Origin of the sequence: Arenicella chitinivorans, from assembly GCF_014651515.1 — a bacterium.
GTDB classification, from domain to species: Bacteria; Pseudomonadota; Gammaproteobacteria; order Arenicellales; family Arenicellaceae; genus Arenicella; species Arenicella chitinivorans.
The window spans coordinates 230,253-253,419 of record NZ_BMXA01000001.1 but is presented as its reverse complement, the minus strand read 5'-3'; the positions used below and the strand labels follow the sequence as shown (position 1 = coordinate 253,419).

The window sequence follows — 23,167 nt, the reverse complement described above, 5'->3', positions numbered from 1 at the left end:
CGCTCCTATAACGCGTTGATGGCATTCAGCATGTCGCCAACTGGCGTGCCTTCGTACGCCGCTTTCATTTCAACCACTGCGTCCATGAATGGTTGTTTATCAGGACGGATAATTTCTACGCCACTGGCTTCAATCGCGGCCAGAGCGTCATCGCTGGCTTGCTGCCATAGCTCACCCTGAAACACCACACTGTCCTTCACGGCTTGTTGCAACCAAACCTGCTCTTGTTCAGACAAGCTGTTCCAAATATGCAAGCTCATCAGCAAGATATCTGGCACAAACGTATGCTCGTCCAAACTGTAATAACGACTGACCTCATACTGCCTTGAGAGAAACAGGCTAGGCGGGTTATTTTCTGCGCCATCAACGACCCCTTGTTGCAGAGCTGTATACAACTCGCCCCAAGAAATCGGTGTCGCAGCGCCTCCCATTGCTGCAATCATATCGACTGAAGTTTGGCTCTTTTGGACGCGAATTTTTAACCCTTTTAGGTCAGCTGGCGTAGTCACTGGCTTATCGGTCGTGTAGAAACTTCGGCTACCCGCGTCGTAATACCCTAAACCTCGCAATCTCACCTTCTCCGGCGCGAGAAGCAACGATTGACCCACCTTTGAGTCCAGTGCTTTACGAAAATGTGCGTGATCTCTAAAAACGTAAGGCAAACTGAATACCTTCATCTCCGGCACGAAACTTTCCAGCGGGCTGGAGGATACTTTTGTCATCGCTAAGCTGCCAATTTGCAGTAATTCAACCAGCTGACGCTCCGACCCTAACTGACCGCTGGGGTATATTTCGATCTTCATTTTGCCACCTGAATACAGATCAAGTCGCTCAGCCATATGCACCATTCCCTTATGGACGGTATGACCGGTATCGAGTGCATGACCTAGTTTCAAAACGGTCACATCACTCTGCCCTGCACACGATGCCAGCAAGGCGGATAACAGAATCGGCAAATAGCGCCAATTCCGAATTGTCGGATTATGCATTCCTCCTCTCCATGCCAGTTTGCCTGGCTTTTTAGTCTTTGCCACATGGGCCAGTTTTATCCGTCTAGTATATAGTAAAATTTGTGCCACCGGTAGCAATTTGATGCTACTTTAGGAGCCCGCTCTGTCATAAAAACGACAATTAGACACCACTATAAAAGGTAAAACATCGATGCCAAACAATGCAGATATTCACCGCCGCCAACTACTCAAAGGCGCGTGCGCGGTCGCGATCGGCAGCAGCCTGCCCGCCCGGCGGCTACACGCAAGCGACCGCGATACCCAATGCAACTTCGACGACGCCGTGGAGGAAATCAAAACCCGCTTATTACCACCTAGCTTCCCAGATCAACATTATACTATTACCCAGTTTGGCGCCGTTGGTGATGCAACCAAACTCTGCACAGACGCAATTAACAACGCTATAGCCGCCTGTCACGAAGCCGGTGGCGGGCGCGTCATGATCCCTGCTGGCATATATCGAACTGGCGCGATCCGCCTATTGAGCAACGTAGAACTACACCTTAAACCCGGTTCAGAGCTGCGCTTTTCACAAGCCACCGAAGACTACCTACCCATGGTCCAAACCTGGTTCGAAGGCGTGGAACTGATGAATTATCAACCACATATCTTCGCACTCAACGCGCGTAACATCGCCATCACCGGGCAAGGACTTCTTAATGGTGGCGCCACCTTTGATGGATGGTGGTCGTGGCGCGGCCCGCGCAGTTGGAAAGGTGCGATTTCGGGCACGTCAACCGGTTGGCAACCCGGCATGCCCTATCAAAAAACAGCCCGTAATCAACTGATGCAAATGGCCGCTGATGACGTGCCGGTCAACCAACGCCGGTTTGGCGACGGACACTACCTACGCTCTTCCATGGTGGAGTTTAACCGGTGCAGCAATGTGTTAATTGAGGGCGTCACGATCAAAGATGCGCCATTTTGGTCGGTCCACCCAGTGCTGTGCCGCAACGTGATCGCCAAAAGTGTGACCATACACAATCCAGTTGGCGCCAATGCGGACGGCATTGACCCTGAATGCTGCGAAGACGTGTGGATAGACAACTGTTACTTCAATAATGGTGATGATTGTATTTCGATTAAATCTGGCCGCAATCATGACGGCCGTCGCATTAACACACCAAGCCGAAATATTATTATCAGCGATTGTCACTTCGAATCAGAACGATCTGCAATCTCTTGCGGTAGTGAAAGCTCAGGGGGAATCGAGAACGTGTACGTCAGCAACGTTGTCGCCGACAAGGTCTTTCGCCTATTCCGTATTAAAACTAACGATCAACGCGGCGGCTATACGCACAATATCCATTTACACAGTATCAAAGTTCACCACGCACTAGAAAACCTGATCGAAGTGCAGGCTAATTTCGGTGAGCCACTGAAAGACGATCCGCTAGAACTTGCTGCTAAACAAAAGCATTTTCCAAGCATTCGCGGAATCCACATCCACAAACTGCAGTGCAAGAAAACCCAACGGGCACTCAATATAGTAGGCACCCAGAAGACCCCTGTTAAGGCACTGTCACTCAACTCAATACAAGTCAACTCCGCACAAAAGCCAAACATTGTACTTTGGGCACCGAACGCAATTGCCACCGATACGAACATCAATGGCACGCCTCTAAAGCTCAAATAAAAAAACCGACCGGCGAAACTCGCCGGTCGGCATCAAACACCAAGCTTTTGAGAGTGCTTATTTAAAAGTTTGCGCGTACGCCCACAAAGTACTGGCGTCCGGTGCTATTGATCTCGCGCACCAAGTTTTGTGAACCATTACCCGTAGTAAACAAACGCTCCTCTTCATCGGTTAGATTAATCACCTCTAAGGTAAAGGTAATATTGTCATTTAGATTGTAGAACGCACTTAAGTCCGCGTGTGTTGGGCCCGTCGTATTCTCGGAAAAGTTACCGTTACTGCCGATGTTACGCGTTACGTAGTCATCACGATTATTGAGAGAAATCCGCGCACCCCAACGGTCAACCTCGTAAAAAATTGTGAAGTTGTATGAGTCTTCGGACAAGCCCGTCAGTGGCGCAATCGTATTAACACCATCACGTACCACCACGGTCTCCGCTTCAACATGCGAGTAATTAGCGATTATGCCGAGATTCGACAACAAACCAGGCAGTGAGCTAAACGACTGTTGGTAGGCAATTTCAAAACCATCTAACTCTGTGCCTTCCGTGTTTGCCGATGAGCTATAACGCCAGATCAGACTTGGATCCAGTAGCTCAGGTTGCGATGCGTAGATATTGGCAACGATGGCACGATCTTCTGCACGCAGTGGCTCAAAGGTAGTTGGTGATGAGATGAAGCTGTCGATATCTTTACGAAAGTAACTAAACGCCAATACGGCATCGTCGTCGAAATACCATTCAGCCGCCAAGTTGATGTCGTCAGACAACAATGGGTCCAACTGCGAGTTACCACCGGCTACCGTGAAATTCACGTCAGTAATATCCTTAGATGGTGCAAGGCTGGATAAGCCAGGGCGCGTCATGGTTCTGGCCAAACCTAACCGTAGCAACAAGTTATCAGTCAAGTCATACGCAAGGTTCAAAGACGGCAGAAATTCACTGTAGTCATTGGTTTCAACGTTCCGCTCACCCGACGCGAGGAAACCTTGCGCCGTCACATCCGTGGTGACATAACGACCACCAATATTGAACCGCAGACCGCGGCCAGCCAGCTCAGTATCCAGATCATAATCGACATAAAAGCCGGTTGTTTCTTCCTGCACCACCCAGGTTTGTGAGCCCGGACCGCGCGAAACACCGTACGGCGCTAAACCAAACGCAGGAATCGCTTTATCAAAATCGAGAACAAGGAAATCCAGTTCCGTCGCATTTCCGTGCGCACCTAAATCGGTGAAAGAGAACACAGTACTCAAATCAGCCAAGTTGCGGGGATCGTTAGATGGGCGATCACCTTGCACACTGGATACTTCACGATCATTGTAGATTGCACCGATTTTTACCGAACTCGAATCACTCAACTGCCAATCCAAATCCAAGCGTGCTGTATCATTCTGGCGGTCAACGTTGAAACGGCGCAACTGCTCGCCATCAATGATTTCGAAGTTATCGATGCTGGTGACATCAATATCGTAATCCATGGCCGCGACGTCTGGGTTACCGGTGAAGTCGTAGCTAAAGTTGGTGCCCGTCGGCGTCTGGATATTAACGCGAAAAATGTCGTTCTGATAATCAGAAGACGCCGTTCCCACCATACCCGACAAGGACATGTTGTCGTTCAACTGATAATCAAAATCGATGGTGTACTGATCAAAATCAGTTACGTCCAAGGACTGACGACTCTCTGTTCGCAGGCCGACTCCGTCGAAATTACCTGCCAATGCAATTTGACCGGTTGAATCCAACACCACTGAGTTAGGTGTAATCGCGGGGTAACCGTAATCACCACTGCGTCGGAACTGCGCAAACGAGTTATAACTATTCGTCGTTGAGTCAAACTCTGAGTGAACCCAGTTGATCCCGATATCGAGGTCATCGTTTGGACGGAACTGAAGACCGGCACTTAGACCCAAACGGTCCTGGCTGTGACGAAAACTATCTTGACGCGGTAATCGTGGAAACCAGACCTCACGCAGATCAACGCCATTAAGCTCATTATTTGCGGCAAAGTCACGGTCCGGCTGCGCCCAGCGAACGGTACCAAAACCATCTTGAAACGTGGTGCGTTCAGTATAGGACGCTGACACCATATAACCGAAAGTCTGGTCTTCATTGGTATTACTGATTGTGGCCGTCAAACGCGGATCAGCCTCTTCTGACAGATCGTTGTAGCCCAGTTGCGCAGAAACCGATGAATTAAAGCCAGCTCGATCAAGCGGCTTCAGTGTGTACAGGTCGACGCTACCGGCAATACCACCTTCTTCTAACGAAGCACGTGCTGCTTTGTTTACGTCAATACGGTTAAAAAGTTCAGCTGAAAACACATTAAAATCGAACCCGCGGCCACGGTTTACGCCGCCGGAGCTATCCAAACCACCGGTTGATGCCGGCACTTCCATCCCATTGAGCGTAACATGGGTGAAACCGGCACCCAAACCACGCAGTGAAACCTGACGCCCTTCGCCGCCCTGACGGACAATCGCCACGCCGGGTATACGCTGAATCGCTTCAGCCAAGTTTAAGTCAGGCATTTTGCCGATGTCTTCGCTCACGATGCTCTCGCGTGCATTAACCGCATTCCGCTTCAGTTCAGTAGCGCGTTGCATACTTGCTCGGAAACCGGTAACGACCACTTCTTCAAGTGTTTCGACCTCGGGACTCGATGATTCTTGGGCCAAAACGGGTGCACTCCCCAACAGCAGACCACTTCCTGCCATAAGTGCAATCGCACGCGAAATGGAATTAAGGCGATATCGCATTTTTTTCTCCTCTGGAAATTATTATGGTAATTTTCTGGCGTTTTGCGGGCGGATTTTTCCGCTCTTCTTCGATTCCGACGCGCCCCTCTCGGCCGCGCCCAAGCACATAATTCACAAATTCCAACAAAATTGCAACCAAATAATGCCATCGGTGGCAATTTTTATTCAAATAGTTGGAGTACGCCAACAAATGTCGCCGGACTTCACGACAAATTATCGCAAAATAAAGGTTTTCTTGGAGCGATTTTGCACGACCTCGCTACATATCAATACCAGCTTCTGCTTCACAAGCTGGCAACTATGTAAAGAAAAACTTACCCATACTCACTATTTATACGACATAATGTGCCAACGGTAGCACACCTTATGAATGCCCTTCATCAAGTCTTCGACCTTGTTAGATACAACCGAGTTTCTGACATTAATGAAACGTGACGGCGGTCCAGCACCAGCTAACTTAATGCTCGACCACGATGCCCCACATCTGCGTCACCCAGGCAAAAAGGCGACTGAGCTTACCGTCATGCTATGGCAATCTGAAAGCCTGTGTTCTAATAAGCGGATTTACTGATCACAGCTTCAGCTCGATAACTGCGACAGAACCCAGCACAAGTAAAACCATATGAACGAGTTCAACGATCAACGCGCAACCATCAATGACGTAGCACGGCTTTCCGGTGTTTCAAAACGGACGGTATCTCGGGTAATCAACAACTCCCCAAAGGTCGGGAAGGCGACGCGACTCAAGGTGCAGAAGATTATTGATGACCTCAACTATAGCCCGAATGCGCAGGCACGCGGGTTGGCGGCCAGGCGTTCCTATTTACTGGGAATGATTTACGACAACCCAGACGCACTGTATATCAACGATGTACAGCGCGGCGTACTCAGCATTTGTCGCAAGTTCGGCTACGAACTCGTGGTGCACCCGTGCGACATGCAATCAGACACACTCATTGACGAAGCGGTCAGTTTTGTAAATCGATCCAAACTCGATGGGGTCATCATCCTGCCGCCTATCTCCGAAAATAACGACCTCGCAGGTGCGCTCGGCAGCGCGAACGTCAATTACGTTCGTCTGGCTTCCATCGCGCTTGACACTGCTCGACACGTAGTCATTTCCAATGAACGCTCAGCAGCTGCAGCGATGGCAGAATACCTGGTGAAACTCGGGCATCGCCGCATCGGATACATTTCTGGGCCACGTCGCATGCGTTCAACTCGAGAGCGGCTCGAAGGTTTTTGTGATGCATTAGAAAAACATGGGTGCAAACCAGACGACGACATGATCGCACTTGGCGCGTACACGTTTGAATCGGGCATTGAGTGCACTCGCAAACTGATGGCCAATACCAACCCGCCGACGGTCATCTTCGCCAGTAACGACGAAATGGCGGTCGGCGCGATCAATGCAGCGCAAGATATGGGCCTCAAGGTGCCGCGAGATCTCTCCGTTGCTGGATTCGATGACAGCATACTGGCATCCCGAATCATGCCGCCACTGACCACAATTCGCAGGCCAGTACAAGACATGGCACGGCACGCCGCGACCAAGCTGATTGCCAGCATTGACGGTCGCAATGACGAAGCCGACGTGTCCATTATCCTGGTTCCCGAGCTTGTCGAACGCACATCGACGCGCTCCTTGTAGAGCGCCACAAATCCATTTGATTGGGCGCAAGTGAGCCCTCAGCGCATAACAAGGTAAGCAAGAGTCCATGCCACCGCCCTCCAAAGTGGGCTTAAGAATAGTTTGCCAACAGATATTGCCACCGGTAGCAAAACCGACTATTCTTGCACTCGAGCATAATAAGAACCACACAAACCTCAATGAAGAGCCGCTAAAATCATGGTCTACACTTCGAGAAGAACACTACTAAAGGGGATCGCAGTCACATCGCTGGCACCGAGCTTACTGAGCGCATGTCAGCGGCCTGACCCTGCGCGTTCACCCGATGCTTGGCACATGGCCAAGCAAATTCGCCAGCGTATTCAGACCCCAACCATTCCAAACCAAGCGTTTGACGTACGCGAGTTTGGCGCAGTCGGCGACGGACAACACGACAGCAGTGAGGCCATTCAGGCTGCGATTCAGGCCGCCAGCGATGCCGGTGGTGGTCGTGTATTGATCCCGGAAGGCATATTCATTACCGGCCCCATTCACCTTGAAAACAACATAGACCTGCACATTACAAACCAAGCGACGCTGAAATTTGTCACCGATCCAGATCGATATTTGCCTGCCGTACTGACGCGCTGGGAAGGCGTCGAACTGATGGGCTTGTCCCCCCTAATCTATGCCCACGGCAAGCACAACATTGCCATAACCGGCGGCGGAACACTGGATGGCAGTGCTGATGAAAAGACCTGGTGGCCATGGAAATGGGCCGAAACCGAGGACAATCCACACACCCAGCATCCCGCACGGGCCGCACTGTTTACCGACGCCGAAAACGGTGTACCAGTCGCCGAGCGCATGTATGCAAAAGAAGCCTATCTGCGACCACCGTTCATTCAGTTTTACGCATGCGACCGTATCTTGATCGAGGGCGTGACCATCAAAGAGTCTCCGTTCTGGCTTATCAATCCAGTGTTGTCGAAGAACATCACCGTACGCGGGGTCACCTGCCACAGCTACGGTCCGAATAATGATGGTTGCAACCCAGAAAGTTGTACCGACGTGCTGATCGAAAACTGCCTGTTTGACACGGGCGATGATTGTATCGCCATCAAATCAGGCCGCAACGCGGATGGCCGTCGAATTAACCAGCCTTCCAAAAACATTGTGGTTGCGAACTGCAATATGAAAGCCGGCCATGGCGGCGTGGTCATGGGTAGTGAGCTGTCTGGCGGTATTGAGAATGTGTTTGTCGAAAACTGTCAGATGAGCAGCCCAGAGTTGTGGAGCAGCATCCGGATTAAGACAAATGCCATGCGTGGTGGTTTTGTACGCAATGTCAACGTGCGCAATATAGATATTGGGACCGTGCGCGACATGTTACTGATTAACTTTTACTACGAAGAAGGATTGTCTGGTGATTATGTGCCGGATGTTCGCGACGTGCATATACAGGATGTCCATTGCGCAAACGCGTCGCGGATTTTGAACGTTCGCGGTTTTGAGCACGCAAAAATCAATGACGTGATACTGGAGAATGTGACGATTGACCATGCGGATAAACCGTCGATCGTAGAAAATGTCGGTCGTGTCACGTTGAAAAACATGAAGGTAGACGGCCACCACATCGAAACACTGAGCGATCTTCCCACGGAGCCCGCAGCATGAGTGCATTGCAGGTTCACGCGAATGACAATGTTGGCGTTGCGCTCACCGACTTGGATGCAGCGACGCAAGTCCTCGGCGTCACCCTTCGACATGCTATTCCCAAGGGGCATAAATTCGCCCTGCGTGCCATTGCTCGCAATGAGGCCGTCACCAAATACGGTCACCCCATCGGCATTGCCACCCAAGCGGTGGCAGTCGGCGAGCATGTGCACAGCCACAACCTGACAACCGGACTACGCAGTGGCGACCAGTATCACTATGCACCACTAGCAGCGCCTGAACTAGCGCGCGACCCCAACAACACATTTGAAGGGTATTTGCGCGCCAATGGTCAAGCCGGTACCCGCAACGAGATCTGGGTGCTCAACACCGTCGGTTGCGTGAACGCCACGGCCGCCCGTGTCGCACGCGCATGTGAGGCCAGTGCCAGCGTAGAAGGAATCCATGCTTTTTCACATCCGTTTGGTTGCAGTCAACTGGGCGACGATCTGGATTACACACGAAAGATTATTAGCGCCCTGGCAGCCCACCCGAATGCCGGTGGCGTGGTCATCATCGGTTTAGGCTGTGAAAACAATCAGCTAAGCCGCTTGCTGGAAGACATTGATCCTATCTTTCATGAACGGATTCGCTCTTTTACCGCGCAAGAGGTCGAGGATGAAGAAGCCAGTGGCATGCGTTCGATCCATGATCTGATGGAAATTATGTCGCAGGATAAGCGCACCACCCTACCTGCTTCCAAGCTCGCCTTGGGAATGAAGTGCGGCGGTTCCGATGCGTTCTCAGGACTCACAGCCAATCCCTTAGTGGGGCTGATGACTGATCGCGTAACGGCGTTGGATGGCCGCGCCATCTTGACCGAGGTGCCTGAAATGTTTGGCGCGGAGCAGCTATTAATGAACCGAGCTGAAAACGCAGAGGTTTATGCGCAAACCGTTGAGTTGATCAATCAATTTAAAGATTATTTTACCGCGCATAATCAACCGGTGTCGGAAAACCCCTCGCCTGGGAATATCGCAGGTGGCATCACCACGCTAGAAGAAAAGTCACTTGGCGCCATTCAGAAAGGTGGATCGGCGGTGGTTCGCGACGTCATCGATTACGGCGAACGTGCAACACAATCTGGGCTCACGCTGTTACAAGCACCCGGTAACGATGCCGTGTCCTCGACCGCACTGACAGCGGCCGGGGCCAACCTGATCCTGTTCACCACTGGGCGTGGTACGCCACTGGGTTTTCCAGTACCTACCATCAAAATTGCATCCAACAGCGGCTTAGCTGAACGCAAACCGCGCTGGATCGACTTCAATGCCGGTGCCATTCTCGACGGCACGCCTTTGCCAGATGTAGCCGATCAGCTCTGGCAAACCATCCTTGACATTGCATCGGGTAAACCTGCATGCAATGAACGCAATGACTACCGCGAAATCGCGATATGGAAGACCGGTGTCACTCTATAAATTAGTAAAAAATTAAGTACAGACAATGACGACGAATAAGCACAGTCTACTGGACCCTAACCGCCTGTTTCCGGCGGACTCCGCATCGCGCGAGATCGCAATCCAGCTCTACAACACCATCAAAGATCGCCCGATAATCAGCCCTCATGGTCATACCGACCCCAGCTGGTTTGCTAATAACGAGTGCTTCACGGATGCCACTAAACTATTGTTGGTGCCAGATCATTATTTGTTCCGTATGCTGTATTCGCAAGGGATCTCGATGTCCAGCTTGGGGGTACCTCGCGTTGACGGCGGTGCGGTAGAAACTGACATGCGCAAAATATGGCACTGCCTAGCAGAGAATTACCATCTGTTTCGGGGCACGCCATCCTCTATGTGGATGGACCACGTCTTTTACGAGGTTTTCGGCCTAAACGAGCTCTTCTCCCCCGCAACCGCCGATTCGTTCTACGATCATATTTCAGCACAACTGCAAACCGATGCTTATCGACCACGCGCGCTGCTGGATCGCTTCAACATCGAATTGATAGCAACCACCGAAGGCGCTATTGATGAGCTGCCTCACCATCGTGCCATTGCCGGCACGGAGTGGGCAAAGCGCGTCATTACGACGTTCCGGCCAGATGATGCGATTGATCCGTCACGTGAAGATTTCATTGATAACGTTGCTCGACTTGGCGAATTGACCGGTGAAGATACCACCACCTGGACGGGCTATTTAGACGCCATGCGAGCACGGCGTGCAACGTTTCGCGAGCATGGTGCCACGGCCACCGATCACGGCCACCCGACGGCGGCCACCGCCGATCTGTCGCGCAGCGAGTGTGAAGCGTTGTTCAGCAAATGCTTATCCGGTCACAGCACCGCCGCGGAACAAGAACTGTTTCGCGCACAGATGCTGACTGAAATGGCTGGGATGAGCTTGGAAGACGGCATGGTCATGCAGATTCACGCAGGCGCGCGACGCAATGTGAATCAACAGGTATTTGAACAATTTGGTCGCGACAAAGGCGCTGATGTGCCGTCATCCACCAACTATCTAGACGGTTTGATCCCCCTGCTGAACAAGTACGGGAATGAGACCAAACTAAATATCATTCTGTTTACGCTGGATGAGACCACTTATTCACGTGAGCTGGCACCACTTGCCGGTCACTTTCCTTGCTTAAAACTAGGTCCACCATGGTGGTTCCACGATAGCCCCGAGGGCATGTTGCGCTTTCGTCAGCAAGCGACCGAATCAGCTGGATTTTACAATACCGTTGGCTTCAATGACGACACGCGCGCCTTCCTTTCTATTCCAGCCCGGCATGACGTTGCGCGTCGCATGGATTGCCGATTCCTGGCGACTCTGGTCGCGGAGGGTAGACTGCGTCTGCACGAAGCAGAGGAATTAGCACCAGCACTGGCCTATGACTTCGCCAAACAGGGATACAAGCTGTCATGAAATTGACGAATCAGGCTCTGGCCGACTTACCGACCGGAGTTCAGGGCCCACAGTACGACCACACAGCCCGCGATATTGGCATCGTACACCTTGGCATTGGCGCCTTTCACCGCTGCCATATGGCCGTGTACACCGATGATGTGATGGCTCAGAAATCCGGTGATTGGCGGATTCTTGGCGTGTCACTGCGCAGCCAAACCATTTCTGACCAGCTCAATCCACAAGACGGCTTATACTCAGTTGTGATCAAGGACAGCAGCAGTTCCACCACGCGTGTCATTGGCAGCGTGGCTGGCGTCTTGTTTGCACCACAGAACCCACAAGCGGTGATCCAGGCAATCGCCAAACCATCAACACAAGTTGTGTCATTGACAGTGACTGAAAAAGGCTATTGTCACGACCCTGCGACGGGCGAGCTAAACCAATCACACCCGGACATACAGCATGACCTGGCAGACCTTGCGCATCCTGTATCCGCAATTGGTTACCTGGCTGCCGGGCTGCAAGCACGCAGAGACGCCGACGCCGGGGCGATCACCATATTGAGTTGTGACAACCTGCCTGCCAACGGTCAGACTGTAGAAAAAATTGTCACCAAGTTCGCTGGCCTAGTGGACGTCAATTTAGTTGAATGGATCGGTCAGAATGTGAGCTTCCCAAGTTCCATGGTAGACCGGATTGTACCGGCGATGGAAGCGGCTGATAAACTCGCATTCGCACAACGCACTGGTCTTGACGATGCCGCCGTGCTGCAAACTGAACCTTTCACCCAATGGGTTATTGAAGACAGCTTTGCTGGTGAGCGCCCTAGCTGGGAACGCGCTGGTGCCACCATGGTATCCGATGTCGCCCCCTACGAAGACGCCAAATTACGTATGCTCAATGGCAGTCACTCCGCCCTTGCTTACCTTGGGTATCTCGCTGGTTTCAATTACGTACACCAAGTGATGGCAGAACCGGTTTTTCGCCAGTACGTCGACGACTTCATGCGCCAAGAAGCCGCAACGTCGCTGCACCTTCCAACCGGAATGGATATTGACGCTTACCGTCGGGAGTTACAAGACCGCTACGATAACAGCGCGCTACAACATCGTACTTACCAGATCGCGATGGACGGAAGCCAGAAAGTGCCACAGCGCCTACTTGGTACCTTGCGTTACCACCTGGCAAACGAAGGCCCCATTTCGGCAACCTGCATTGCCATCGCGGCATGGTTGAGATATCTCAAGGGCGAGGACGAGCGCGGCCAACCGTATGAGGTTCAAGACCCGATGGCCGACCGGTTCACTGCGATATTTGATGAAGTAACGGGCGACCCAAGCGCACTGGTGGATGCGCTATTACAAGTCCAAGCTGTGTTCGGCCAAGACTTGATCATCAACGCCCGCTTCACCCAAGAGCTAACCTACTGGTTTACACAGATATTGGAAAATGGCGTCAGCGAGACCCTCAGTCTTTATAGCACACAGCAGAATGAGGCCAATAAACACATTAACCGCGTTAACGCCTGAACCCACCAGTATTGATCGCAGCCAGCGAACCGACTCATTATCGGCGCTGCGCTACGATCCCGCCTCCCGACCATGATTCGCACTCGATAACACACCAGACTTAAGCGCATCTAGTTGACGTTTACGTAAACGTAACTTTTGCGTATACTGGTGTGACAACGGTTACTTAGGCGCGTTCGCGCCCACCCATTCCAACATGTCTAAACGTTACACGATCCGCGAACTGGCAGAAGAATTCGACGTCACCACCCGTGCGTTGCGTTTCTACGAAGAAAAGGGCTTGTTACAACCGGCCCGCAGCAAACAAACTCGCACCTACAGCGCTGCCGACCGCACTAGGCTAAAACTGATTTTACGTGGCAAACGACTCGGACTGACGCTGGAAGAAAGCAGCGGCATCATTCGCATGTATGACCCTGAGGCCGGCAACCGTCACCAACTCGAAACCCTGTTGAGCAAAATTCGAAATAAGCGTGCTCAATTGAGAGAACAGCAAAAAGATCTGGAGCTTATGTTGCTTGATTTGCGCGACGCCGAGGAGCGTTGCTTACAGGCACTGGCTACGGAACCCAAACGCGCCAATGGCTAAAGGCGCCAACCACTGATCACACCACACGACTATGACCACGACATTCCCTTCTCTGCAACACTTTCTGGGCGAAGAAATCGATATGCTGCGTGATATGACGCAGCAATTCGCGACCACTGAGATTGCCCCGCGAGCAGCGCAAATTGATCAAGACAACCTTTTTCCGGCAGATTTATGGCGTAAATTCGGCGATCTGGGCCTGCTCGGCATCACAGTCTCTGAGGAATACGGTGGTAGTGACATGGGGTATCTCGCGCATGTCGTCGCGATGGAGGAAATCAGCCGCGCGTCCGCTTCAGTCGGTTTGTCGTACGGCGCGCACTCTAACTTGTGCGTCAACCAAATCTTCAAGAACGGCAGCGAAGCACAAAAAAAACGCTACCTGCCCAAACTCTGTTCGGGTGAACACATTGGTGCTTTAGCCATGTCTGAACCCAATGCCGGCTCAGACGTGGTGAGCATGAAACTACGTGCTGACAAGCGCGGCGACCACTATGTGTTAAACGGTAACAAAATGTGGATTACCAACGGCCCAGATGCCGATACGTATGTGGTGTATGCCAAAACCGATGTCAACGGCGGCTCCAAAGGCATAACCGCGTTCATCATCGAACGCGGCTTCGAGGGGTTTAGCCAGGCACAGAAACTAGACAAGCTGGGGATGCGCGGATCCAACACTTGCGAGCTGGTATTCCAGGACTGCAAAGTGCCGCAAGAAAACATCCTCGGGTTTGAAGGTGGCGGGGTACGTGTGTTGATGTCCGGTTTGGATTATGAGCGCACCGTTTTGTCCGGTGGTCCCGTCGGCATCATGCAAGCCTGCATGGATCTGGTGGTGCCCTACGTGCATGAGCGCAAGCAGTTTAATAAGGCGATTGGTGAATTTCAGCTGATGCAGGGCAAACTGGCAGACATGTACGCAGCGTTAAGCGCCAGCCGAGCCTATTTGTACGCGGTTGCCCGGGCCTGCGATGCACAACACGAAAGTCGTAAAGACGCCGCCGCGGTCATTTTGTTCACCGCAGAACACGCCACACAACTGGCGCTGCAGACCATTCAAGCCCTAGGTGGCAATGGTTATATCAACGAATACCCTGCCGGACGCCTGCTGCGCGACGCCAAATTATATGAAATCGGTGCCGGTACGTCCGAGGTCCGTCGCATGCTGATCGGACGTGAACTGTTCAACGAGACGCGCTAAGCCGATGAACATACTGCAAAGCAAAGTCAACATCCGAGCCGCGGAGTTTGAGGCCAACGCCGCGCATATGCAGCAACAAGTCTCAGACCTGCATGCCCTAATCGAACAAATCAAGCTTGGCGGTGGCGAACAGTATCAGGCGCGCCACAAATCACGTGGCAAATTGCTGGTCCGTGAACGTATTGATGCCTTAATCGATGCGGGCTCGCCGTTTCTTGAGTTGTCGCAGCTTGCAGCGTATGAATGCTACCCAGGCGAACAAGTTGCGGCCGCCGGCATCATTACGGGTATCGGTCGCATCAATGGCAAGGAATGCATGATTGTGGCCAACGACGCCACGGTTAAAGGCGGCTCGTACTACCCCTTAACGGTCAAAAAGCACCTGCGCGCGCAGGCCATCGCGGAACAAAACCATTTACCCTGCGTATACCTAGTTGATTCGGGTGGCGCCAACCTGCCACGCCAAGATGAGGTGTTCCCAGATCGCGAACACTTTGGTCGTATCTTTTTTAATCAGGCCAACATGTCCGCGCAAAATATACCGCAGATTGCCGCAGTTATGGGCTCATGCACGGCCGGCGGTGCCTATGTTCCAGCGATGGCGGATGAATCAATCATCGTCAAGGATCACGCCACTATTTTTCTCGCTGGCCCGCCCTTGGTCAAAGCCGCCACTGGCGAGGTGGTATCGGCACAGGAACTGGGTGGTGCCGAAGTCCATTGCCGTGAATCGGGCGTGGCGGATCACTATGCAAATAACGACCATCACGCGCTGCAGCTTGCCCGCAATGCTGTCGGTCGTTTGAACCGCTCCACCGCATCGCAGTTGGATATTCAGCCCAGCAAGCCACCGCGCTATCCAGCCGAAGATCTGTATGGCATCGTACCAAAGGACATGCGCCAGCCGTTTGACGTACGTGAAATTATCGCACGCGTGGTTGATGACTCCTGCTTTGATGAGTTTAAACAGCTGTTCGGGACAACCTTAGTCTGTGGATTCGCACACATTCACGGCTACCCAGTTGGCATCGTAGCCAATAACGGCATTCTGTTCAGCGAGTCAGCTCAGAAAGGCGCGCATTTCGTTGAACTCTGCGCGCAACGAAAAATTCCCTTGGTATTCTTACAAAACATCACCGGCTTTATGGTCGGCAAACAATACGAAGCCGGTGGCATTGCTAAACACGGCGCCAAAATGGTGACGGCCGTGGCCTGTGCCAAGGTACCTAAATTCACTGTATTGATCGGTAACTCCTACGGTGCCGGCAACTACGGCATGTGTGGCCGCGCCTATGATCCCAACTTTTTATTTATGTGGCCGAACGCCCGTATTTCAGTCATGGGTGGTGAGCAGGCTGCTGGTGTACTGGCGCAGGTAAAAGCCACACAAAAAGAACGCAACGGCGAAACCTGGAGCAAAGAGGAGGAAGCCGCGTTTAAGCAGCCTGTCCTCGACACCTATGAACGTCAAGGCCACCCCTACTTCGCGTCCGCCAGACTTTGGGATGACGGCGTAATTGATCCAGCACAGACCCGCGACGTACTAGGCTTGGCGATTGCCGCCAGTCTTAACAAGCCGATTGAAAACACGCAGTTTGGCGTGTTCAGGATGTAAATATGAGTGATCATATTCGACTCGACATTGACACCCAGGGCGTGGCCACCGTGACTTTAACACGTGCGGAGAAACACAATGCCTTTGACGACACCGTAATCGCGGATTTAACGGCGGTTTTCACCCAACTGGACCGCAATGACGACGTCCGTGTTGTGGTGCTTGCAGCAGAAGGCAAAAGCTTCTCCGCTGGTGCTGATCTAGGCTGGATGCAACGTATGGCGAGCTACACGGAGGCTGAAAATCATGCTGACGCAATGGCCTTAGCCACCATGCTGCATTGCTTGTATAGCCTGTCAAAGCCCACGATCGCTGCCGTCCAGGGTGCTGCATTTGGTGGTGCTGTAGGCCTAGTCAGCTGCTGCGACATGGCGGTTGCCAGCGATCGCGCCAGCTTTTGTCTCAGTGAGGTCAAACTCGGCTTAATTCCAGCCACTATTTCGCCTTACGTGATACACGCCATCGGCACACGCATTGCTCGGCGCTACTTTCTCACTGCAGAGCGATTCGATGCGCATCAGGCCAAACACATGAATCTGGTGCATGAGGTCGTGAGCCCAAACGAGCTGGATAGCACAGTGACAACGCTGACTAAGTCCCTTCTGAGTAATAGCCCGGCGGCACTCACTGCTTGTAAAACACTGATCGATACGGTCGCGGCACAACCAATCTCAGCGCAACTACGCGAAGACACCAGTCGCCGTATCGCCGCCATTCGCGTGTCGGAACAAGGCCAGGAAGGTCTTACCGCCTTCTTACAAAAACGCGCCCCGAATTGGGTCGAACAATAAGCAGCCCACTGAGCACTGTATGTTTGAGAAAATATTAATCGCAAACCGAGGTGAAATTGCATGCCGAGTCATCAAGACAGCTCGACGCCTCAACATTCACACCGTGGCCGTCTATTCCGACGTGGACCAACAGGCCTTGCATGTTAAGTCAGCGGATGAAGCCATTCATATCGGTGCAGCGGCATCGAGCGAATCCTACCTGCGAGGCGAAAAAATAATCGCCGCCGCCAAAGCCACCGGCGCACAGGCAATCCATCCGGGATATGGCTTCTTGTCCGAAAATGCGGACTTTGCAGAACAGTGTGCGGAAAGCGACCTAGTTTTTATCGGCCCTCCCGCGAGCGCTATCCGCGCCATGGGATCTAAGTCCGCAGCCAAAGCGTTGATGGAAAAAGCCGGCGTCCCATTGGTGCCTGGCTACCATGGTGACGATCAGTCTGTGGAGGTACTTAAAGCTGCAGCGGATGAGATGGGTTACCCGGTTCTACTCAAAGCCGTAGCAGGCGGTGGTGGCAAAGGCATGCGCCAGGTCTGGGACAGCAGCGAATTCAACGTTGCGCTGGACGATGCAAAACGTGAAGCCAAAGCCAGTTTCGGTAATGGCGATATGTTGGTCGAGAAGTACCTGCAACAGCCGCGCCATGTGGAAGTACAAGTATTCTGCGACCAACACGGCAATGCAGTCTACCTGTTTGAACGTGACTGCTCGATTCAGCGCCGCCACCAGAAAGTATTAGAAGAGGCACCGGCACCTGGCATCACTGAAGACTTACGTCACCGTATGGGTGAAGCCGCGGTGCGTGCCGCGCTGGCGATTGATTATGTTGGCGCCGGTACGGTAGAGTTTCTGCTCGACGCCGACGGCTCATTCTATTTTATGGAAATGAATACGCGGCTCCAAGTTGAACACCCAGTGACGGAAATGATCACTGGGCAAGACCTGGTTGAATGGCAGTTACGCGTTGCATTGGGCGAACCTTTGCCGCTGCGACAGGAAGCATTGAGCATCCACGGCCATGCTTTTGAAGCACGCATCTATGCCGAAGACCCGACCAACAACTTCATGCCCTCCACGGGCAAACTGCGCTGTTTACAAACGCCGACCGAGAACGATTACGTGCGTGTCGACACCGGTGTGGTCGAAGGCGATGTGGTCTCACCTTTCTACGACCCAATGATTGCCAAGCTGGTGGTCTGGGGCCCGGACCGAGATACCGCCTTGATTCGACTGCGTGCGGCTCTGCGCGATTACCTGATCGACGGCCTGCACACCAATGTCAGTTTTCTTCATACTCTGGCTGGGCATCCAGCCCTACGTGCTGTCGAATTGGATACCGGGTTTATCGACACGCATCAAACTGACTTACTCAGTGACGCCACTCCAGACGCCACACACCAAGTTCTTGCGAGTCTTTATCTCACATTGAAACGTCACAATATGGGTACACAAACCGTGTCGCCCTGGACGCAAAATACCGATTGGCGACTCAATCAACCAGCCAGTTTTTCCATGCAGTTTGACTGGCAAGGCGAACCACTGTCATTTGAAGCCAAGACGCTCCACTCCGCATCGCTAACTGAATATCAACTCAAGCTGGGCGAAGATAAATACCTCGTGTCGGGCGAGATTCAAGACACTCTCTTGATCGCGACCATCAACGGTCATCAGCGGCGTGCGACGGTGGTGGCGCACAGCGACGGCTACACCCTGTTCGCCAACTCACCAACACCCTACGTCTTTAACATCAGCGCGCCAGATATTGGCCAGCAAGCTGAAGGCAACACGGGGGATTTTAGAGCGCCGATGAATGGCACCATCGTTGAAGTTAGCGTCACCAATGGGGCCCATGTAAAGCGCGACGATGTTCTGTTGGTCATGGAAGCCATGAAAATGCAGCACACCATCAAAGCACCTGTTGATGGCATCGTTAAAGAGATCTTCTGTGTGGTCGGCCAACTGGTCGATGGCGGCAGTGAGTTGCTGCAGTTTGATGCGGATGCGTAAACCTGAGGTTACAACCCAACTATGAGCAATTCAAACTCCGTCACTATTGTCGAAGTCGGCCCACGCGATGGCCTGCAAAATGAAGCGACGCTCATTTCCGTCGCCGACAAGGTGGCGCTGATTGAGCAATTAGCGAATGCTGGTCTGCGTAAAATCGAAGCTGGCAGTTTTGTGTCGCCCAAATGGGTGCCACAAATGGCCGACAGCGGCGCGGTATTTGACCAGTTAAAAAGAAAACCCGGCGTGGCGTACACCGCACTCACGCCGAATATGCGTGGGTTTGAAGCGGCGGTGGCTGCACGAGCGGATGAAGTCGCGGTATTTGGTGCCGCCTCGGAAGCCTTCTCGCAGAAAAATATTAACTGCAGTATCGAAGAGAGCATCGCGCGCTTCGAACCTGTTATGGCGGCCGCAAAAGCGGCGGGCATTCCCGTCCGTGGTTATGTGTCTTGCGTGGTGGACTGCCCGTACGACGGCGCAATCGATCCACAGCAGGTTACGCGAGTTGCCAAGCAGCTACTTGCACTCGGTTGTTACGAAATCTCGCTGGGCGACACCATCGGCACCGGCACACCCAATACAATTCGTCGCATGCTCAACGCGGTGTTGGAGGAAGTGCCAGCGGCGCAACTTGCCATCCATTGCCATGATACCTACGGCCAAGCGATCGCCAATATCCATACAGCGCTGGAGCTCGGCATTCGCACCGTGGATAGCTCGGTCGGCGGACTTGGAGGTTGCCCTTATGCCAAAGGTGCTGCTGGCAACGTCGCGACAGAGGATGTGGTTTATTTAACGCACGGGCTCGGATTTGCCACAGGCGTTGATCTGCCTAAGCTGGTAGAGACTAGTCATAACATTGCCAAGATCCTCGGTAAGCCAAATCAATCGAAGGTCGCCAATGCCATGCGCGTCGGCTAAGGCGCGAGATACATCTGTTGGGGTTCGAGCGTTAGCCTTGCGGTAAGCGAATTCCGGCTCACCGAATCGAGACATCGAAACCGTCTTGATGGTTCTCACACAAGCACAATGGCATACTGTTGGCACGCATGCCGTCAAAAAACTGGCGGCACCATACCACCGCGCTGACAACGGAGTGATCCATGAGCAATTCTTTCAATGCCCTGTCGACATTTACGGCCAATGGCAAAGAGTATTCGTTTTACAGCCTGCCAAAACTGGCTGGCGACCACAACATAGATAAACTCCCCTTTGCCCAAAAAATCCTGTTAGAGAATTTACTGCGCCTGGAGAACGGTGTGGACGTCACTCGCAGTGACATTGAAGCGCTGCTCAATTGGGACGCCACCGCCGAACCCGACACGGAAATCGCCTTCACACCAGCTCGCGTTCTGTTACAGGATTTTACCGGTGTACCCGCCGTCGTGGATCTGGCAGCAATGCGCGAAGCCGTCGAAGCTCTAGGTGGCGACGCCGAACAAATTAACCCACTGTCTCCAGTGGAGCTCGTGATAGACCACTCAGTGCAAATCGATCACTACGGCACCAAAGATGCGCTGGATCTAAACGCTAAAATTGAGTTTCAGCGCAATAAAGAACGCTACCAATTCCTCAAATGGGGCCAGACCGCTTTTCATAATTTTGCCGTCGTGCCACCTTCAACGGGCATCGTGCACCAAGTCAATCTGGAGTATCTGGCACGCGTCGTGTTCGAAAATCAGGTTGATGGAAAGTTACTAGCGTACCCAGACACCTTGGTCGGTACCGATTCACACACCACCATGATTAATGGTGTTGGTGTCTTAGGCTGGGGCGTTGGCGGCATTGAAGCCGAAGCGGCGATGCTCGGGCAACCGATATCGATGCTTATTCCACAAACCGTTGGTTTTAAACTAAGCGGGCAATTGCCTGAAGGCGCCACCGCCACGGATCTGGTGCTTACCGTGGTCCAAATGCTGCGCGAATACGGTGTGGTGGGCAAATTTGTTGAATTCTTTGGCGACGGTTTGGATCATCTGCCGGTGGCGGATCGCGCCACCATCGCCAATATGGCACCTGAGTATGGGGCCACCAGCGGTATTTTTCCGATCGACGACGAAGTATTGCGCTATCTGCGCTTGACCGGACGCGACGACAGCGAGGTTGCATTGGTGGAAGCCTATGCCAAAGCGCAGGGGTATTTCCGCACACCCGGTCTGCCCGAAGCTCGCTATTCCGGACTGCTCAGTCTGGACATGTCTACGGTGGAACCGAGTCTGGCTGGGCCCAAGCGGCCACAGGATCGCGTATTGGTCTCTGCTGCAAAGGCTGCGTTTCTCGACACCTTGGCCGAAATGACGGAGGAACAAAATGAAACCGTGGTGGTCGAACAGGGCGATGAACAATTTGAGTTAAAACACGGCGCAGTCGTCATTGCGGCGATCACATCTTGCACCAACACCTCTAACCCAGCGGTCATGTTGGGCGCGGGATTATTGGCCCGCAACGCAGCGGCCAAGGGTCTGACGGTTAAACCATGGGTTAAAACCTCGCTCGCACCGGGCTCTCAGGTGGTGACCGAGTATTTACGCCAAGCCGATGTGCTGGACGATTTGGAGTCACTTGGCTTTAACGTGGTAGGCTACGGCTGCACCACCTGTATCGGTAACTCCGGCCCGCTCCCGCCTGCGGTTGGTGATGCGGTGAGAAACAATAAGCTAGTGGTCGCATCAGTATTGTCTGGCAACCGCAACTTTGAAGGCCGTGTCCATGCCGACGTTAAAACAAATTATTTAGCATCGCCACCACTGGTAGTCGCCTACGCTATTGCGGGGCGCATGGACATCGATCTCTACAATGAACCACTTGGGCAAGATTCAAGTGGTACCGATGTGTTTTTGAAAGACATCTGGCCAAGCAACCACGATATCCAATCGGTCGTCGCCAGCACAGTCAATGCCAAGATGTTTAAAGACAGCTACGCCAGTGTGTTTAATGGAAACCCGCAATGGAATGCGGTAGATGCCCCTAAAGCGGCACGCTATGAATGGCAAGAGGACTCAACGTATATTCGAAACCCACCGTACTTTGAGGGCATGGGAATTGATGTGGATGCGGTAGCGGACATTCAAGGTGCTCGATGCCTGGCACTCTTGGGCGATTCCATCACAACCGACCATATTTCGCCCGCCGGCTCAATCTCGGCAGACAGTCCCGCAGCAAGATACTTGAATGAACAAGGTGTACAAAAGGCCGATTTCAATTCCTATGGATCACGTCGTGGTAACCACGAAGTTATGATGCGCGGGACCTTCGCGAATGTACGGCTACGCAATCAACTCGCACCGGGCACCGAAGGCGGCTGGACCACACATATTCCAAGCGGCGAAGTGATGTCGATCTTTGATGCCTCCATGCAATACCAGGAGAATGACACACCGCTGGTAGTGTTGGGCGGTAAAGAATATGGTACCGGCTCTTCACGCGATTGGGCGGCCAAAGGCACCTTACTGTTAGGCGTCAAAGCAGTTTTGACCGAGAGCTTTGAACGCATCCATCGCTCCAACTTAGTCGGCATGGGCGTGCTGCCTCTGAACTACATACCCGGTGAAAGCGCTGAATCTTTAGGTCTCACGGGGCACGAAGTGTTCGATATAAGCGGACTTGAAAACGGCCATGCCAAGCAAGTCACCATCACTGCCACTAATGCCGACGGTAACACAACGACGTTCCAAGCCCGCGTCAGACTGGATACCCCGAAAGAGGTTGAGTACTACCAACATGGTGGCATCCTGCACTATGTGCTACGCCAGCTGGCAGCGAAGAAGGACTAAGTCAAAAACTCTCTAGCACCGAACATAAACAGATTACAATCTTCTGGCTGCCGCTAATGAAATAATGAAGTAGCAGCCATTC

17 protein-coding genes are annotated in these 23,167 nt (G+C 52.7%); 14 read left to right on the top strand and 3 right to left on the bottom strand.

Translation table 11 applies throughout. The features are described from left to right. Positions 1-5: 5 nt before the first annotated feature. Complete coding sequence (locus tag IE055_RS01205; protein WP_189398182.1) at positions 6-989, bottom strand: TRAP transporter substrate-binding protein; 984 nt, start codon at positions 987-989, stop codon at positions 6-8. A gap of 172 nt (positions 990-1,161) precedes the next feature. Here IE055_RS01205 and IE055_RS01200 point away from each other — a divergent pair, with 172 nt between their 5' ends. After that, on the top strand, positions 1,162-2,646 hold the full coding sequence (locus tag IE055_RS01200; RefSeq protein ID WP_189398181.1) for a glycoside hydrolase family 28 protein: 1,485 nt from the start codon (positions 1,162-1,164) through the stop codon (positions 2,644-2,646). A 61-nt stretch (positions 2,647-2,707) separates the two neighbouring features. On the opposite strand, the gene IE055_RS01195 is transcribed toward IE055_RS01200, so the two are convergent. Continuing rightward, a complete protein-coding gene (locus tag IE055_RS01195) occupies positions 2,708-5,404 on the bottom strand; it encodes a TonB-dependent receptor (RefSeq protein ID WP_189398180.1) in 2,697 nt (898 codons plus the stop codon). 370 nt (positions 5,405-5,774) lie between these two features. On the opposite strand from IE055_RS01195, the gene IE055_RS01190 reads away from it, so the two are divergent. From IE055_RS01190 to IE055_RS01135, 12 genes are all read left to right on the top strand, one after another. Further along, positions 5,775-5,975 carry a hypothetical protein gene (locus IE055_RS01190; RefSeq protein WP_189398179.1) on the top strand — a complete coding sequence of 67 codons (201 nt, stop codon included), beginning with the start codon at positions 5,775-5,777 and terminating at the stop codon, positions 5,973-5,975. A gap of 51 nt (positions 5,976-6,026) precedes the next feature. Continuing rightward, a complete protein-coding gene (locus tag IE055_RS01185) occupies positions 6,027-7,055 on the top strand; it encodes a LacI family DNA-binding transcriptional regulator (RefSeq protein WP_189398178.1) in 1,029 nt (342 codons plus the stop codon). A 198-nt stretch (positions 7,056-7,253) separates the two neighbouring features. Continuing rightward, positions 7,254-8,690: a glycoside hydrolase family 28 protein gene (locus IE055_RS17985; RefSeq protein ID WP_189398177.1), complete on the top strand. Its 1,437-nt coding sequence runs from the start codon at positions 7,254-7,256 to the stop codon at positions 8,688-8,690. Then, positions 8,687-10,150, top strand: coding sequence for a UxaA family hydrolase (locus IE055_RS01175; protein ID WP_189398176.1), 1,464 nt, complete (start codon positions 8,687-8,689; stop codon positions 10,148-10,150). Before IE055_RS17985 ends, IE055_RS01175 begins: the two co-directional genes overlap by 4 nt. A 25-nt stretch (positions 10,151-10,175) precedes the next feature. Beyond that, on the top strand, positions 10,176-11,600 hold the full coding sequence (gene uxaC, locus IE055_RS01170; protein WP_189398175.1) for a glucuronate isomerase: 1,425 nt from the start codon (positions 10,176-10,178) through the stop codon (positions 11,598-11,600). Next, entirely contained in the window at positions 11,597-13,111 is a 1,515-nt protein-coding gene (locus tag IE055_RS01165; RefSeq protein ID WP_189398174.1) for a mannitol dehydrogenase family protein, read from the top strand. The genes uxaC and IE055_RS01165 overlap by 4 nt, the downstream gene beginning before the upstream one ends. Positions 13,112-13,307: 196 nt before the next feature. Then, the gene (locus IE055_RS01160; RefSeq protein ID WP_189398173.1) at positions 13,308-13,700 is read left to right on the top strand and encodes a MerR family transcriptional regulator; all 393 of its coding nucleotides are present in this window, start codon (positions 13,308-13,310) and stop codon (positions 13,698-13,700) included. A 31-nt stretch (positions 13,701-13,731) separates the two neighbouring features. Next, positions 13,732-14,901: an isovaleryl-CoA dehydrogenase gene (locus IE055_RS01155; RefSeq protein ID WP_189398172.1), complete on the top strand. Its 1,170-nt coding sequence runs from the start codon at positions 13,732-13,734 to the stop codon at positions 14,899-14,901. A 4-nt stretch (positions 14,902-14,905) separates the two neighbouring features. Beyond that, positions 14,906-16,516, top strand: a complete 1,611-nt coding sequence (locus IE055_RS01150) for a carboxyl transferase domain-containing protein (protein ID WP_189398171.1) — start codon at positions 14,906-14,908, stop codon at positions 16,514-16,516. A gap of 2 nt (positions 16,517-16,518) precedes the next feature. Next, positions 16,519-17,307 carry an enoyl-CoA hydratase/isomerase family protein gene (locus tag IE055_RS01145; RefSeq protein WP_189398170.1) on the top strand — a complete coding sequence of 263 codons (789 nt, stop codon included), beginning with the start codon at positions 16,519-16,521 and terminating at the stop codon, positions 17,305-17,307. Between the two features lie 19 nt (positions 17,308-17,326). Continuing rightward, positions 17,327-19,312 carry an acetyl/propionyl/methylcrotonyl-CoA carboxylase subunit alpha gene (locus tag IE055_RS01140; RefSeq protein WP_189398169.1) on the top strand — a complete coding sequence of 662 codons (1,986 nt, stop codon included), beginning with the start codon at positions 17,327-17,329 and terminating at the stop codon, positions 19,310-19,312. 21 nt (positions 19,313-19,333) lie between these two features. Then, the gene (locus IE055_RS01135; protein ID WP_189398168.1) at positions 19,334-20,233 is read left to right on the top strand and encodes a hydroxymethylglutaryl-CoA lyase; all 900 of its coding nucleotides are present in this window, start codon (positions 19,334-19,336) and stop codon (positions 20,231-20,233) included. Between the two features lie 58 nt (positions 20,234-20,291). On the opposite strand, the gene IE055_RS17920 is transcribed toward IE055_RS01135, so the two are convergent. Beyond that, a complete protein-coding gene (locus IE055_RS17920; RefSeq protein WP_268244519.1) occupies positions 20,292-20,417 on the bottom strand; it encodes a hypothetical protein in 126 nt (41 codons plus the stop codon). Here IE055_RS17920 and acnA point away from each other — a divergent pair. After that, complete coding sequence (acnA, locus tag IE055_RS01130) at positions 20,416-23,085, top strand: aconitate hydratase AcnA (RefSeq protein WP_189398167.1); 2,670 nt, start codon at positions 20,416-20,418, stop codon at positions 23,083-23,085. The genes IE055_RS17920 and acnA overlap by 2 nt on opposite strands. Positions 23,086-23,167 lie beyond the last annotated feature (82 nt).